Annotated in this window: 9 protein-coding genes; 7 read left to right on the plus strand and 2 right to left on the minus strand. The window is 57.6% G+C overall.

Features of this window, described 5'->3' with window-relative positions:
• Window positions 1–3 precede the first annotated feature (3 nt).
• The 5 genes from H8B20_RS13165 to H8B20_RS13185 all read left to right on the plus strand — a co-directional run bounded on the left by H8B20_RS13165 (window position 4) and on the right by H8B20_RS13185 (window position 7,719).
• Window positions 4–1,578: an ABC transporter ATP-binding protein gene (locus H8B20_RS13165; RefSeq protein WP_210623364.1), complete on the plus strand. Its 1,575-nt coding sequence runs from the start codon at window positions 4–6 to the stop codon at window positions 1,576–1,578.
• A 165-nt stretch (window positions 1,579–1,743) separates the two neighbouring features.
• Entirely contained in the window at window positions 1,744–3,150 is a 1,407-nt protein-coding gene (locus tag H8B20_RS13170; protein ID WP_210623365.1) for a sigma-54 interaction domain-containing protein, read from the plus strand.
• A gap of 292 nt (window positions 3,151–3,442) precedes the next feature.
• Window positions 3,443–4,834 carry a GntP family permease gene (locus H8B20_RS13175; RefSeq protein WP_210623366.1) on the plus strand — a complete coding sequence of 464 codons (1,392 nt, stop codon included), beginning with the start codon at window positions 3,443–3,445 and terminating at the stop codon, window positions 4,832–4,834.
• A 7-nt stretch (window positions 4,835–4,841) separates the two neighbouring features.
• Entirely contained in the window at window positions 4,842–5,615 is a 774-nt protein-coding gene (gene hbdH, locus H8B20_RS13180; RefSeq protein ID WP_210623367.1) for a 3-hydroxybutyrate dehydrogenase, read from the plus strand.
• A 148-nt stretch (window positions 5,616–5,763) separates the two neighbouring features.
• Complete coding sequence (locus tag H8B20_RS13185; protein ID WP_210623368.1) at window positions 5,764–7,719, plus strand: acetoacetate--CoA ligase; 1,956 nt, start codon at window positions 5,764–5,766, stop codon at window positions 7,717–7,719.
• Window positions 7,720–7,757: 38 nt separating this feature from the next.
• On the opposite strand, the gene H8B20_RS13190 is transcribed toward H8B20_RS13185, so the two are convergent.
• Window positions 7,758–11,525: a hypothetical protein gene (locus H8B20_RS13190; protein ID WP_210623369.1), complete on the minus strand. Its 3,768-nt coding sequence runs from the start codon at window positions 11,523–11,525 to the stop codon at window positions 7,758–7,760.
• Window positions 11,526–11,655: 130 nt separating this feature from the next.
• Complete coding sequence (locus H8B20_RS13195; protein WP_210623370.1) at window positions 11,656–12,765, minus strand: PilT/PilU family type 4a pilus ATPase; 1,110 nt, start codon at window positions 12,763–12,765, stop codon at window positions 11,656–11,658.
• A 127-nt stretch (window positions 12,766–12,892) separates the two neighbouring features.
• On the opposite strand from H8B20_RS13195, the gene H8B20_RS13200 reads away from it, so the two are divergent.
• Together H8B20_RS13200 and H8B20_RS13205 are read left to right on the plus strand one after the other, a co-directional pair.
• Window positions 12,893–15,430 (plus strand): PAS domain-containing hybrid sensor histidine kinase/response regulator, encoded by a 2,538-nt coding sequence (locus H8B20_RS13200; protein ID WP_210623371.1) that lies wholly within the window; start codon window positions 12,893–12,895, stop codon window positions 15,428–15,430.
• A gap of 51 nt (window positions 15,431–15,481) precedes the next feature.
• Window positions 15,482–15,757, plus strand: a complete 276-nt coding sequence (locus H8B20_RS13205) for a peptidylprolyl isomerase (protein WP_025112520.1) — start codon at window positions 15,482–15,484, stop codon at window positions 15,755–15,757.
• Window positions 15,758–15,829: the final 72 nt, after the last annotated feature.

The following is a 15,829-nucleotide window of genomic DNA, read 5'->3' on the forward strand; positions in this document are numbered from 1 at the left end:
ACCATGACTGACAACCTGATTGAAATCCGTAATCTGAACGTCGCCTTCCATGGTCAGACCGTGGTGCGCGACTTGTGCCTGGATATCCGCCCCGGTGAGTGCCTGGCACTGGTCGGCGAGTCCGGCTCGGGCAAATCGGTCACAGCGCATTCGATCCTGCAATTGCTCCCCGAAAGCGAAGCGCACACCAGCGGCAGCATTCGATATCGCGGGCAGGAACTGGTCGGCGCCGATCCGAAGGTCCTGCGTGAACTGCGTGGCAATCGCATCGCGATGATCTTTCAGGAGCCGATGACCTCGCTCAATCCACTGCACACCATCGAAAAGCAGATCGGCGAGACGCTGTTGCTGCACCGTGGCCTCGGTGGCAAAGAGGCGCAAAAACGCATCCTCGAGCTGCTTGGACTGGTGGGCATCCAGAAACCCAAAGAGCGGCTCAAGGCCTATCCGCATCAGTTGTCCGGCGGCCAACGACAACGGGTGATGATTGCCATGGCACTGGCCTGCGAACCGGAGTTGCTGATCGCCGATGAGCCAACCACTGCCCTTGATGTCACCGTGCAGCGCAAGATCCTGCTGCTGCTCAAATCCCTGCAACAGCGGTTGGGCATGTCGCTGCTGCTGATCAGCCACGACCTCAATCTGGTGCGCAGCATCGCCCAGCGCGTCTGCGTGATGAAGGCCGGCGAGATTGTCGAGCAGGAGCCCTGCGAAACGCTGTTCACCGAGCCGAAGCATCCTTACAGCTGCGTGCTGCTCAACGCCGAGCCAGATGGCGAAGCATTGCCCCGGGATGAGCGCGAAAACGTCCTGGAGGTCGATGATCTGCGGGTGGAATTCGTCGTCGGTGGCGGGCTGTTTCAGCGCAAACAGTACCTGCGTGCAGTGGACGGCATCAGCCTGAACATTCAACGCGGCAAGACCTTGGGCATTGTGGGCGAATCCGGTTCGGGCAAGTCGACGCTGGGTCAGGCAATTCTGCGTTTGCTCGATTCGCAAGGCAGCATTCGTTTTCAAGGCACAGCGCTCGATGGCCTTAATCAGAAACAACTGCGACCGTGGCGCCGGCAGATGCAGGTGGTGTTTCAGGATCCGTTCGGCAGCCTCAGTCCGCGAATGTCGGTGGCGCAGATCATCAGCGAAGGCCTGGAAGTGCATTGCGAATCCACCGCCGACGAATGCGATGAACAAGTGATCCGCGTACTCAAGGAAGTCGGTCTCGACCCGGACAGCCGTCATCGCTATCCGCACGAGTTTTCCGGTGGCCAGCGCCAACGTATCGCCATCGCCCGGGCGCTGGTGCTGAAACCGGCGCTGATTCTGCTCGACGAACCGACCTCGGCACTGGATCGCACGGTGCAGAAACAAGTGGTCGCCCTGCTCCGTGATCTGCAGGAAAAACATGGTCTGACTTATCTGTTTATCAGCCATGACCTGGCCGTCGTCCGCGCTCTGGCCCACGACATGATCGTGATCAAGGACGGTAAAGTCGTCGAACGTGGCGCGAGTCATGAGGTGTTCGATTCGCCGCAGCACCCGTATACCAAAGAGCTGTTGGCGGCGGCGCATCCGGGCTAGGCATAATCGGTTTCCAGCTTGAACCGCGTCGCGCCCATCGCTGGCAAGCCAGTTCCCACAGGGCTTTCGGTCGTTCACAAATGTTGTGTCCACCAATGAAACTGTGGGAGTTGGCTTGCCGACGATGAGGCCAGCGCTCGCAACACACATTCAGGATCAGCCTTCATGAACACCACTGAAAGCCTCAAGGACTACCAACGGGTTCGCACCCTGGCGATCCGCTCACTGTTCGAGATCATCGAGCAATCGAGCGAAGGCACGGTGATTGTCGATCGCGACGCCAACATCGTCTGGATGAACGAACGCTACGCCCGACGTTTCGGCCTGGAATCCGCTGCCGGTGCGATCGGCAAGCCTTGCGAAAGCGTGATCCCCGGCAGCCTGTTGCGTGAAGTGGTGCGCAGCGGACGGCCGATTCTGCTGGACATGCAGGACACGCCGAAAGAGCCGTTGGTGGTGATGCGCCTGCCGATTCACGACGATGCCGGCACGGTGATCGGCGCAATCGGTTTCGCCCTGTTTGATGAGTTGCGCACCCTGTCGCCGATGCTCAAGCGCTACCTGAGCATGCAGGAGGAACTGGCCTCGACCCGCTCATTGCTGCGTGCGCGGCAGACCAAGTACAACTTTGCGCACTTCATCGGCACCAGCGCCGCCAGCCTCGAAGTCAAACGTCGCGCTCGCCGCAGCGCCAGTGCAGACTCACCGGTTTTGTTGCTCGGCGAAACAGGCACCGGCAAAGAGCTGTTGGCCCAGGCAATCCACAGTGCTTCGCCACGGGCGCACAAGGCGTTTGTCAGCATCAACAGTGCGGCGATCCCCGAGGCGCTGCTCGAAGCGGAGTTTTTCGGCACGGCACCAGGCGCCTTCACCGGAGCTGACCGCAAGGGCCGCACCGGCAAACTGCAGATTGCTCAGGGTGGCACGTTGTTCCTCGATGAAATTGGCGACATGCCGTTGCCACTGCAAAGCAAACTGCTGCGCGTGCTGCAAGAGAAAGAGTTCGAGCCGGTGGGCTCCAATGAAGTGATCCAGAGCGATGTGCGGGTGATCGCCGCGACATCGACGGACTTGCAAGCGGCAATCAAACGCGGTGAGTTCCGCGCTGACCTGTATTACCGACTCAACGTATTGCCCATCAATGTGCCGCCGTTACGGGACAGGCTCGATGACCTGCCCGCGCTCAGCGAAGCCATTCTCGAAGAGCTGCGCAGCCAGCACGAACTGCACCGCGAAGCCTTGGCGTTGCTCGCGCAGCATGCCTGGCCGGGCAACATTCGCGAGCTGCGCAACGTGCTGGAACGGGCGGCGCTGCTCAGCGATGACTTGATGCTTTCAGAGGTCGACATTCGTGCGGCAATCGGTACGTTTACGCCAGTGGAGCGGACTTGCGCGCCGATTGTTGAACCGTTGGCCGTGGAAACTTTCGCCCAGGCTCGCGAACGGCTTGACCGGCAATTGATCCAGTCTGCGCTTGTGCAATGTGGGGGCAAGGTGCCGGAGGCAGCGGCTCGGCTGGGGCTTGGGCGGTCGACGTTGTACAAGAAGATGGTGGCGTTGGGGATTGCCTAGTCTCAAAAGCGAGATACATATCTCCGATGCGAGACCGTTGAATCGAGACCAAAAGATCACAGCCTTCGGCAGCTCATACAAGGGTAATTTGTGTCGTTCCTGTAGGAGCTGCCGAAGGCTGCGATCTTTTGATCTTATAAACGTCTCTATATAGAGACAACGAGCATGAATTCCTGCAACAAAATCAACCATTCCCCTTACATTTCAATACGTTACTAACTTGGCACGCATCTCGCTATCACTCCTTCCTACATCCGTTTCACCACAAAAATAACAATCGAAGGAGCACACCATGAGTGTGATCATTGCCTTGGCAGCCCTCGCGCTGTTGATGCTCGCGGCCTACCGTGGCTACAGCGTTATCCTTTTTGCCCCGATTGCCGCCCTCGGCGCTGTCCTGTTGACCGACCCTTCCGCCGTCGCCCCTGCCTTCACCGGGGTGTTCATGGAAAAAATGGTCGGTTTCATCAAACTGTACTTTCCCGTGTTCCTGCTCGGCGCCGTGTTCGGCAAGTTGATTGAGCTGTCCGGATTCTCGCGTTCTATCGTCGCTGCAGCGATTCGCCTGCTTGGCACCAAGCAGGCCATGCTGGTCATCGTGCTGGTTTGCGCCGTGCTCACCTACGGTGGCGTTTCGCTGTTCGTCGTGGTATTTGCGGTCTATCCGTTTGCCGCGGAGATGTTTCGCCAGAGCAATATCCCCAAGCGCCTGATCCCGGCAACCATCGCCCTCGGCGCGTTTTCGTTCACCATGGATGCCCTGCCCGGCACGCCGCAGATCCAGAACATTATTCCCAGCACCTTCTTCAATACCACCGCGTGGGCAGCGCCGTGGCTGGGTGTGATCGGCACGATTTTCGTGTTTTGCGCCGGTATGCTGTTCCTCCAGCGTCAGCGCAACAGGGCCCAGCGTGCCGGTGAAGGTTATGGCACCGAGTTGCGCAACGAGCCGGAAACGGCCGAAGACCTGAAGCTGCCAAACCCGTGGCTTGCGCTGTCGCCTCTGCTGGCAGTGGGCATCATGAACCTGCTGTTCACCCAGTGGATTCCGCAGTGGTATGGCAAGACCCACAGCCTCGCGCTGCCGGGCATGGCCACGCCGGTCACCACTGAAATCGCCAAACTGACCGCAATCTGGGCGGTACAAGCGGCGTTGCTGATCGGCATCCTCATGGTGCTGGTGTTTGGCTTTAAAGCGATTCGCAGCAAACTGGCCGAGGGCAGTAAGAGCGCGGTCAGCGGCGCGTTGCTGGCCGCCATGAACACCGCCTCCGAATACGGTTTCGGCGCGGTGATCGCCTCGCTGCCGGGGTTTCTGGTGCTGGCCGACTGGCTCAAGCAAATCCCCAATCCGCTGGTCAACGAAGCGATCACCGTGACCTTGCTCGCCGGTATCACCGGTTCGGCGTCGGGCGGCATGAGCATTGCCCTGGCGGCGATGTCGGAGCAATTCATCAGCGCGGCGAACGCGGCGAACATTCCGCTGGAAGTGCTGCACCGCGTGGCCGCGATGGCCAGCGGCGGCATGGACACCCTGCCGCATAACGGCGCGGTGATCACGCTGCTGGCGGTTACCGGTCTGACCCACCGCGAAGCCTATAAAGACATTTTCTGTATTACGCTGATCAAGACCCTGGCGGTTTTCGTGGTGATCGGCACTTTCTACGCCACTGGCATTGTGTGAGGTATTGATGACGACTCTTACGGGCAAAACCGCACTGGTTACCGGCTCCACCAGCGGCATCGGCCTGGGTATTGCCCTTGCGCTGGCCAAGGCTGGGGCCAATGTGATTCTCAATGGTTTCGGCGATGCCGCCAAAGTGATTGCCGAAGTGGCGCAGTCCGGCGGCAAGGTCGGCCATCATCCGGCCGACGTCAGCGACCCGGCGCAGATCGCCGAGATGATCGCGTACGCCGAGCACGAGTTCGGCGGCGTCGACATTCTCGTCAATAACGCCGGTATCCAGCACGTCGCGGCGGTGGAAGAATTTCCGATCGAGCGCTGGGATTCGATCATCGCCATCAATCTTTCTTCGGTGTTCCACAGCACCCGCCTGAGCTTGCCGGGCATGCGCGCCAAGGGCTGGGGACGAATCATCAACATTGCTTCCGTCCACGGCCAGGTAGGCTCGACGGGCAAAGCGGCTTATGTCGCGGCCAAACATGGCGTGATCGGGCTGACCAAAGTGGTCGGCCTGGAAACGGCGACCAGTAACGTCACCTGCAACGCTATCTGTCCGGGTTGGGTGTTGACGCCGCTGGTGCAGAAGCAGATCGATGATCGCGCCGCCAAGGGCATCGACCCGCAGCAGGCGCAACATGATCTGCTGGCAGAGAAACAGCCGTCACTGGAATTCGTCACCCCGCAGCATCTGGGTGAACTGGTGTTGTTTCTGTGCAGCGAGGCTGGCAGCCAGGTGCGTGGCGCGGCGTGGAATATTGATGGTGGGTGGTTGGCGCAGTAAGTTTTCGCGCAGCCATTCTCCTTGGGGGAGCGAGCCTGCTCGCGAAGGCGGTGTGTCAGTTCCGTATGCATTCACTGACAGCATGCTTTCGCGAGCAGGCTCGCTCCCACAGGCGATGTGCATGAACAACAAAACAAGAGGCAAACCAATGTCCGACATCCTCTGGCAACCCGACGCCAGCCGCATCGCCAAATCGCGCATGGACGCGTTCCGACGCTTCGTCAATCAGCGCCATTCGCTGAACCTTGGCGACTACCCTGCCCTGCATCAGTGGAGCATCGATCAGCGCGAAGTGTTCTGGCAGGCCATCGTTGATTTCTTCGACATCGGCTTCCATACACCGCCCGACGCCGTGCTGCGCGAAGGTGCGAAAATGCCCAGCGCCGAGTGGTTTCCCGGAGCAACGCTGAATTTTGCCGAGCACCTGTTGCGCCGGCGCGACGATGCGGTGGCTGTCGTGAGCGTGGCGGAAAATGGTCAGCGCGAGCAATTGACCTGGGCCGAGCTGGCCCGCCAGGTCGCGGGGTTTCAGGCCAGCCTGCAAGCGGCTGGTGTTGGCCTCGGCGACCGGGTGGCGGCGTGCATGCCAAACACCTGGCAGACCTTGGTGGCTATGCTCGCGACCACCAGCCTCGGCGCGATCTGGTCATGCTCATCACCGGACTTCGGCACCCATGGCGTGATCGACCGCTTCGGCCAGATCGAGCCGAAAGTACTGATCACCTGCGCCGGCTATCGCTATGCGGGCAAAGAGATCGACCAGACGACCAAGCTCAATGAAATCCTTGCGCAACTGCCGTCGCTGCAACAGCTGATCATCGTACCTTACGCGCGCTCGCAGGCTCGCGTGGACGATTATCGAACGCACGCCGATGTCATGCTTTGGGATGATTTCTACACGCCGGGCGGCGATCCGTTCTTCGTCCCGGTGCCGTTCGCCCATCCGCTGTACGTGTTGTATTCCAGCGGCACCACCGGCGTGCCGAAATGCATCGTGCACAGCACCGGCGGCGTGTTGCTGCAACACGTGAAGGAACATGGATTACACGTCGATCTCGGCCCAGGCGACCGCTTGTTCTACTACACAACGTGCGGCTGGATGATGTGGAACTGGCTGGTGTCGGCCCTCGCGGTCGGCAGCGCTGTGGTGCTGTATGACGGTTCGCCCTTTCACCCAGGTCCCGAGCGTTTACTGGATCTGCTGGAAGATGAGCGTGTCAGCGTATTCGGCACCAGTCCAAAATTTCTTGCAACCCTGGAAAGCAGTGGCCTCAAGCCCCGCGAAAGCCACGACCTGTGTGCCTTGAAAACCCTGCTCTGCACCGGCTCAGCCTTGTCGCCGCAGAGCTACGATTTCGTCTACCGCGACTTCAAACCGGACGTCTGCCTGGCCTCGATGTCCGGTGGTACCGATATCGTTTCCTGCTTCGTTAACGGCAATCCGCTATCCCCGGTGCGGCGCGGCGAGATCATGGGTAAGAGCCTGGGCATGGCAGTTGAAGTGTGGAACGACGCGGGTCAGCCGGTGATTGGCGAAAAAGGTGAGTTGGTGTGCACCCGGCATTTCCCGGCGATGCCAATCGGCCTGTGGAATGACCCGGATGGCGAAAAGCTGCGCAAATCCTATTTCAGCCTGTTCCCCGGCGTTTGGGCGCAGGGCGATTACGCCGAACAACTGCCCCACGGCGCAATGATGATTCACGGCCGTTCCGACGCCGTGCTCAATCCCGGCGGCGTGCGCATCGGTACAGCGGAGATCTATCGGCAGGTGGAAAAAGTCTCGCAAGTGCTCGATAGCGTGGCTATCGGGCAGCAATGGCAGGACGATGTGCGGGTGGTGTTGTTTGTGCGGTTGCAGGACGGCGCGGTACTCGACGATAGCCTGCAAGCGCAGATTCGCCAGGTGATCCGCGCCAGCACTACACCGCGGCATGTGCCGGCGAAGATTGTTGCCGTCACGGACATTCCACGCACGATCAGTGGCAAGGTGGTGGAACTGGCCGTCAGGGACGTAGTGCACGGCCAGCCGGTGAAAAACACCGATGCATTAGCCAATCCCGAAGCGCTGGAGCAGTTTCGGGATCGGCCTGAACTGGCGGATTGATTCGGCCAGGTAGGGAAGTCAGATCGCGGCCTACATAATCACGCCGGCTTGTTCAGAGTGATAATAACCGGCTCGGTAATGGCGTTTGCGCCACTGGCTTCAAGAGCACTGGTGATGTCCGCCATATTGCGGTCGAACGTCACTTTGTCTGTGCAAAGCTGGCTCAGAAGTGAAGTGGCCATCGCCAGCGAATCTGCATTTTCAAAGGCTTTGGATGGCGCATGACAAACCGTGCTGCCTTCTGACACCGGCAGACAGCCCGATGCAATATTGAGCAGTGTTGCCACATTCAGTTGCTGTCCTTCGGTCTTTTCTGCCTGCGCGTCCGTCGCGTAGCCCACATCGTCCGTCTGCGCGCTCGCATGGAATAACTCGTGAATCAGATCATCGGCTACGACGTCATGATTAAAGCCCAGGCTAATGAAATGTTTGTTGAGGTTTTTTGTATATATTTCAACAAAAGCCTGATCAGCCCCATTGGTTGCGCCTTCATTTTTCCAGCGTTTATAAGCGTTAACATCGAATGCAGCGATAGTTTCATTCTCCTTGATGGCGTCAAGCACAATATTGCTTAGCGAAAACCCGGCAAAATCGAAACGGATCAAGCGCAGGTAGACAATCAAACGATCTATGGCTACAGATGACGAGTCCCCGAATAATATTTTCATCACTCGACTGCAATCGCGTTTGAAGTCATGACGGCTTATGGCTTCAAGGGCATTATCGATTTTCGCTCGCGCGCGCGGCAGACTTTTGTCGATGAAGCTTCGCGAATAGCTCTCCGGCAAGGTCTTTGTCGGGTAAGGCAATGGCAATGGCGCGTTCTGCCTGAAACCGTCCAGAGGTTTGCCCCAGACGTCGCCGCGACGATTCAAGGCGTACCATTTATTGTCCCGGCGCACGGCCAGTATCGCCACGGCATCGCTCGCTACACTGCGGGGGCGCCAGGTGCCGAGCGCGAATTGTGCGCTACCATTATTGTCAAACAAAACATGTGGGTGTTGTCGCGGCCTGAGTGAGCGCAGCTGTTTGTTCGCCTTCGCGATAAGCGCATGCGAGTTTTTGTTGAAACGCAAAAAACCCTTGTATACCAGTTTTCCACCTAACTGTATGCCAGACGGCACGCCGTCCAGTGGGTTGAATAGCGAAACCGCCGAGGTAAACGCCAACTTGGTAAAACGCGCAGCTTTTGCAGTTGTAGAAATAGCCTTCGCTGAAATACTCAACACTTTGGAACTGGCTCCCGCGACCGTTCCCACCAGCCCGATGCCGTCCATCAAGCAACCATAGATCCCATCTACCACTTTGTCGTGCTCACCGGATGTAATGTCCTCGATACATTTCTTGAACGGCACCACCAGGTTGATGAAATAAGTAATCAGCCGTTCGCCCTCTTCTCGGGAGAGTTCCAAAGGCGTGGGCACACGAACTAGCTCTCTGAGTTCCCGAGCATTAAGGAAGGGTCGATGAGCAACAATAAACTCCGCGATACGTGCAACGTCGGGATCGTTGATACGCTGATAAAATCCCAACTTGGGGTTCGCAGTTGTTTGCGGCTCGGGCAGCGCACCAAAGTTATCGATAAAGGCCATGCTACTGCTGATCGAAGCGTCTGGCGCAACACCATGGGTGTAACACTTCACATTGAGCGGCAATAACTGCAGGGAGGTAAAAGGCAGTTGAGATGTCAGGTCAGCCGGGCGATTCATCCTTGAGCGCTGCTGCAGTGTTTGCTGGCGAACAATCAACTCACCCAATGCGTCATTTTTTTGAAACTCTCCGCGCGCGGTGAACAGCTCATAACAGATGACAGCATTGTTGTAAGTCGCAAACATCACAACGCCAAAACGACCGGTTGCAGCGTCTCGGCTTTGCAGTGTTTCATTTTGAAATTCCTTGTCCAATGGCCCGCCGATGCGCTTGGTAGCCGTATAGATCGCGGATCCACGCACGGTGAGAAAGTGGATCTTTGCATTCATGAACGCGTGCAGATCAGTATCGGGCATCAGCGCCAACGCCATTTTTACGGTCGTCAACATGGCCTCATCCAAATCACTGCGATACACCGCCAACTGACGATCCATCGCCTCATCACAGGATTTGAGCGCGAGTAATTGTGGGTAATGCTTATAAAGACTAACGCCCGAAGGGTTGTAATTGATGGCCGGTCGCGGCACCCCGTTCGTGATCAAGCGGACGGTGCGTCGGTCCCACTTGCCGGTAACCAGATCGCCAGACTGATGCAAATCAACCATGGACATGATCTGCTGGCCGCCTTGTTCGGAAAGTGCTTTTTCGTCCAGAGTGTCGCAGCCTGGCGCCGCGACACTCAATGCCGCACGGGCAATTTTCGCCCTGTCAGGTAGCACTGTCGAGAAGGCTTGGGCTATTTGGCTAAACTTCTCGGCATGCTGCTCGAATGCCGCAATTGCTCGTTTTGTAGTAGCTTCCTCCGCCTCATCAAGCTCTGCACGCGTCACTACTTGATTAAGCAGCGCCCAATCGACAATCGGGTCGATCATGGTCAGATCCCGTAGATGTCTCTGCGCGTCACTTACCGGATACAAGTCAGCGTAAGCCATGATCTGGGTATAGGTCATCACTTGAGCGGCGCCGGTTTTAACCGCGTTAACCAGCGTCACGCCACGACTGAAATTGATGCACGCAATCGAGCCAAGTGTAACTGACGACGGTACTCCAGATACGAGAAACTCTGGTGCAATGCGAGTCAGTAACATATGCGCCGCAAGCGGCGCCAGAGCAGCGTCTACCCATTGTTTGGTCTGCAAAAAGCTCGACAGGTCCCGAAGTACTGACGAGGCATGTCGTTCAACGTTTGTCGCTGCATATAAATCAAACTCGGCAACACGTCCGCGTCGGGTAATCTGGTCAATCGATGTATCAAGGTCGAGCAATATAGCCGTTATCAATAGCTGGGCCAGCACGCTCTCAGATACCTCTTCCTGTGCGTTTGCGCCAAACCATTCAAGCTCTTCGAGATATCTTCTGGCGATCACTAGCGAGCCAGCGTGTGTAACCAGGTTTTTTATTTGCTGAGCGGCGTTCTCATGCGTTATACGTGGCCGCCCGCTGATGCTGTGCAATATTGTGAGAAGTTTCCTACCTAAAGTGATTTTTGCCGTCGCCCGCCTGATCTCTGAAAATTCGTCCTGCGTGAGTTTCAACAATCCCTGCCCACCCCCCTGAAAGTGCTCCCAATAGTTGACGGGATTATCAACGACCGGATCAAACTTCAACAAGGCAATCAAGTTCCTGACTTCTGCGTTATTTTTCGGCGGATCAATCTCATGAAAGCGAAACCACTGGTCCAGGGTCATATCCAGGTCCGGCCATACATACCCTCCTGCTGCTCGGGATATATCCGCAATCAACTTCAAAGGCGCCGTATATTCCTCATACCAGCCAAGGATGGTGCGCGCACGCAGGTCAATCCAGCCGTCCGGACCATAGACTTCGATTTTCTCATCAGGCCCGACCCGAACAAGACCATTATGCTCACGCGCCCCCACCCGATTAATCATACCAATGACAAAATTCGTTTGCAGAAAGTCGTTAAGCAAAAGCCTGCCGGGATTATAAATTTCATACTTTGAGGATCCCGCCTGCAACGCTACTTCGCGAGCGTACCATTTGATAACCTGATCTTCTTTACTCTCTTCCAGCGCCAACTCCAGCTCATCAATTACCTGAAGATACTCAGCAGCGTCCGCGGCCAGCTTGCCATTCAACTCAGCCAGAGCTTTGGTTGATGACTGAAAAATTTTATTTTTTTTCTTAAAATCCATTATGGAATCCCATCAAGTTAATTGTTTATCGTCAAACTTGACAATACTCAACTTCCAGACTGGACCGGTCCACTTCGAACATATTAAGCGATATTGCCACCCATCAATATCAAGCCTACTGATCAGCATATCAATCCATTAAACCCCACTCTCCCGCCGTTGAATTTCGATCAATGTTGCTCTCTCCAACCAATTTCAAGCGCAACTTCAGATTGTTGACCGAATCGGCATTCCTTAACGCCTCTTCCTCAGTAATTGCACCCGTCGATACCAACGCAAACAGGGCTGAGTCAAATGTCTGCATGCCCATAGCCGCGGATTTTTCCATCATGGCTTTGAGCTCCCCGAACTCACAACGTCGGACCAGATCGGCTACGGTCGGCGTACCCAGCAACACCTCTACGGCAGCTCTGCGGTTTCCATCAACCGTGCGCACAAGACGCTGCGAAATGCATGCTTTCAAGTTGTTACCAAGCGCCTGTAGCAACTGCGGCCTGCGCTCTTCTGCGAACATATTGATAATTCGATCCAACGCCTGATTGGCGTTATTAGCGTGCAACGTCGACAAAACCAGATGCCCTGTCTCGGCAAATGACACCGCGTGCTCCATGGTTTCACGGTCGCGAATTTCACCGATCAGCACCACGTCCGGCGCCTGGCGCAGGGTATTTTTAAGCGCGGAGTGAAAACTTCGAGTGTCGACCCCGACTTCACGCTGGTTGATGATCGACCGCTGATGGCGATGGATATACTCGATCGGGTCTTCGATGGTGACGATATGCCCGCTGCTGTTGCGGTTGCGGTGATCGATCAGCGCTGCCAGCGAGGTTGATTTTCCCGAACCGGTAGCGCCAACAAACAGTACCAGCCCCTGCTTGAGCATCACGGTTTCGAGCAATACTGGCGGCAGCTTGAGATCCTCGAAACGCGGAATATCGAGTTTGACGTTGCGGATCACAATGGATACATCGTTGCGCTGTTTAAAGATGTTGACCCGGAAGCGACCGATGCCGGGGCGCGAGATTGCCAGGTTCATTTCCAGATCCCGGTCGAACTCCCTGCGCTGCTCGGCGTCCATGAGGAAGGTGGCTACCGTTGCCACCTCGCCAGGTTTCAAGGATTGCTCGCTCAACGGGGTAAGCACGCCTTCAAAACGTGCACTGGGCGGTGCGCCCGTGGAGAGGAACAGGTCCGAACCATGACGACTCGCCAGTTGTTTGAGCAGTGCATCGATTTCCATGGCTAAAAGCACCTGCGAAGCTTGCAATGAATAGAGAGGACCCGCGCCGTGACGCCGCGAGTCAATGCGCGTCTACCAGATTAGGATAGTAGACGCCGCCCTACCGACTGACGCTCAGGATGCAACGATGAACGCTGTACCAACCAGCAACGACGCCCAGGCACTGATTGCCCGCACCGATTGGAGCCGCAGCCCTCTGGGCGCTGCAGGCACCTGGCCGCAGAGCCTGCGCACCGCCGTGGACATCGTGATTCACTCGCCGATGCCGATGTTGCTGATGTGGGGGCCGGAGTTGACGCAGATCTACAACAACGGCTTTGCCCTGCTCGCCGGGAGCAAGCACCCGCACGCTTTCGGACAGCCGGCGCACCAGATATGGCCCGAACTTCGAGACTTTACCGCCCCGATTTACAGCGCCGTCCTACAAGGTCAGGTACGCACCTACAGTGAACAGCGTTTCACCCTGCAACACGACGGCAAGGATTCAGAGTTCTGGCTTGATCTGACGTATAGCCCGATCCGTGATGAAAACGCACAGGTAGCCGGGATCCTCGTCACCGCGATTGAAACCAACGAACGGCGGCGCATCGCTCTGGAGTTGCAGCAGCGTTCGGACGAGAGCCTCAGGGTTCAGCGCAACACCGAGGAGCGACTGCAACTGGCGCTCGCCGCCACCGATGCGGTCGGCACCTGGGACTGGGACATCGGTGAAGATCGCTTCATTGCCGATGCGCACTTTGCCCAGTTGCACGGCATTGATCCGGCCCGCGCCGGGCAATTGCCCATCAGCGATTATCTGAACGGCGTTCACCCCGAAGACCGTGCGCTGCTGGCCCGCAGCATCAAACATTGCATCACCCACGGCACGGAATATGCCGAGGAGTACCGCTTGCTGTTGCCCGGCGGCGAGCAGCGCTGGGTATTCGCTCGCGGCCGCTGCTACAAGGATCATCATGGCCGGCCGGTGCGTTTTCTCGGTGCAGCCCTGGATCTGACCGAGCGAAAACAGAACGAACATGCATTGCGCCAGAGTCAGACCGAATTACAACTGGTCATCAACGCCATGCCGATCCTGATCAGCTATGTCGACCATGAAGAGCGCTTTCGCCTGAATAACGCGGCGTATCTCGACTGGTACGGTCTGACGCCGCAAGAGCTGTATGGCCGCACCATTCGCGAGGTGATCGGCGAAGAGGCTTATTTCCTGCGTTCGCCGTACATCGGCGAGGCGCTGGCCGGACGGCCCTGCTCGTTCAGCCTGTACACGCCCCATCGCGACGGCAGCACCCGGCATGCGCTGATGAACTACTTGCCCCGCCACGGAGCGGATGGCGCGGTCAACGGCTTCTACATCTTTGTGATCGACGAGTCCGAGCGCAAGAAAACCGAAGAGGCGCTGCGCAATCTCAACGAAACACTTGAAGAACGCGTCAGCGCCCGCACCGAACAATTGGCCCAGGCCAATGAGCGCTTGCAGAACGAGATGTTCGAACGCGAGCGCGCCGAAGATGCGTTGCGTCATGCACAGAAAATGGAAGCGGTCGGTCAGCTCACCGGCGGCATCGCCCATGACTTCAACAACATGCTCACCGGGATTATCGGCAGCCTCGACCTGATGCAACGCTATATCGCCAATGGTCGGGCCGACGAGATCGGGCGTTTTACCGAAGCCGCCGTGTCGTCCGCCAACCGTGCCGCTGCGCTGACGCACCGCCTGCTGGCGTTTTCGCGGCGCCAGTCACTGGATCGCAAAACCCTCGACGTCAACGCGCTGATCCATTCGCTGGAAGATCTGATCCGTCGCACCAAGGGCGATCCGATCGCGCTCACGTTACGCCTCGCAGAAAACCTCTGGCCTGTCAGCACCGACGTCAGCCAACTGGAAAACGCCCTGCTCAACCTGGTGATCAACGCCCGCGACGCCATGCCCGATGGCGGTGAATTGCTGATTGAAACGGCCAACGTTTATCTGGATGGCAATGACATCACCACGCTGGAACCGGTCAAGGCCGGCGATTACCTGATGCTGGCGGTCAGCGACAACGGCAGCGGCATGACCCCTTCGGTACTTTCCAAGGCATTCGATCCGTTTTTCACCACCAAGCCCATCGGCCAGGGCACTGGTCTTGGATTGTCGATGATCTATGGTTTTGCGCAGCAGTCGGGCGGTCATGTCAGCCTCGACAGCCTGCCGGGCCAGGGTACTTGCGTGCGTCTGTACTTGCCGCGCTTGCATGGCAGCGAGCCGGAAAGCCCGGAGGCTGAACTCGTTGAGCAACCTGCGCCGATCGCCGCCGGTGAAACCGTGATGGTGGTCGAAGACGACCCGGCGGTGCGCATGCTGGTGCTCGATCTGCTCAGGGAGCTGGGCTACAACGGCTACGAGGCCGATGACGCCAGGACCGCCCTGCCTTTGCTGGAGTCGAATGTGCGCGTCGATCTGCTGATCACCGACGTCGGGCTGCCGGGCATGAACGGGCGGCAACTGGCGGAAATCGCACGCCAGCATCATCCGAAGCTCAAGGTGCTGTTCATGACCGGGTATGCGCAGAAGGCTGCCGAGCGTCAGGGCTTTCTTGAGGACGGCATGGACATGGTGGCCAAGCCGTTTTCGATTGAGCTGCTGGCCAGCAAGATCCGCACGATGATCAGCGAGACGCCTTGAGTTGAGGCATAATCCGCGCCCCGCCGTCACCCCGTTATCAGGTACCGCACGATGAAAGCCCAAGCCCGCCACATTCTGGTGAAAACCGCCGAAGAGGCCGAACAGCTCAAACAACGCATCGCCAAGGGTGAAGCGTTTGATGTATTGGCGAAGAAATACTCGACGTGCCCGTCCGGCAAGCGCGGCGGCGATCTGGGTGAAGTTCGGCCGGGGCAGATGGTCGGTGCGATTGATGCGGTGATCTTCAAGAAGCCGCTGCGCACGGTGCATGGGCCGATCAAGAGCAAATTCGGCTATCACCTGGTGCAGGTGTTTTACCGGGATTGAGTGGTTGGCTTTCGGGCCTCAGCGCTGGCAAGCCAGCTCCCACAAGGTGGTTGCCTGCACACTGTTGATCCT

It is taken from the genome of Pseudomonas sp. P42 (genome assembly GCF_017973755.1).
In the GTDB taxonomy this organism is placed as follows: domain Bacteria; phylum Pseudomonadota; class Gammaproteobacteria; order Pseudomonadales; family Pseudomonadaceae; genus Aquipseudomonas; species Aquipseudomonas iridis.

Excerpts from the sequence above, each read along its gene's own strand:
- H8B20_RS13170 (WP_210623365.1), top strand. The coding sequence starts at position 1,744 with ATGAACACCACTGAAAGCCTCAAGGACTACCAACGGGTTCGCACCCTG.
- H8B20_RS13175 (WP_210623366.1), top strand. The coding sequence starts at position 3,443 with ATGAGTGTGATCATTGCCTTGGCAGCCCTCGCGCTGTTGATGCTCGCG.
- H8B20_RS13185 (WP_210623368.1), top strand. The coding sequence starts at position 5,764 with ATGTCCGACATCCTCTGGCAACCCGACGCCAGCCGCATCGCCAAATCG.
- H8B20_RS13165 (WP_210623364.1), top strand. The coding sequence starts at position 4 with ATGACTGACAACCTGATTGAAATCCGTAATCTGAACGTCGCCTTCCAT.
- hbdH (WP_210623367.1), top strand. The coding sequence starts at position 4,842 with ATGACGACTCTTACGGGCAAAACCGCACTGGTTACCGGCTCCACCAGC.
- H8B20_RS13195 (WP_210623370.1), bottom strand. The coding sequence starts at position 12,765 with ATGGAAATCGATGCACTGCTCAAACAACTGGCGAGTCGTCATGGTTCG.
- H8B20_RS13200 (WP_210623371.1), top strand. The coding sequence starts at position 12,893 with ATGAACGCTGTACCAACCAGCAACGACGCCCAGGCACTGATTGCCCGC.
- H8B20_RS13205 (WP_025112520.1), top strand. The coding sequence starts at position 15,482 with ATGAAAGCCCAAGCCCGCCACATTCTGGTGAAAACCGCCGAAGAGGCC.
- H8B20_RS13190 (WP_210623369.1), bottom strand. The coding sequence starts at position 11,525 with ATGGATTTTAAGAAAAAAAATAAAATTTTTCAGTCATCAACCAAAGCT.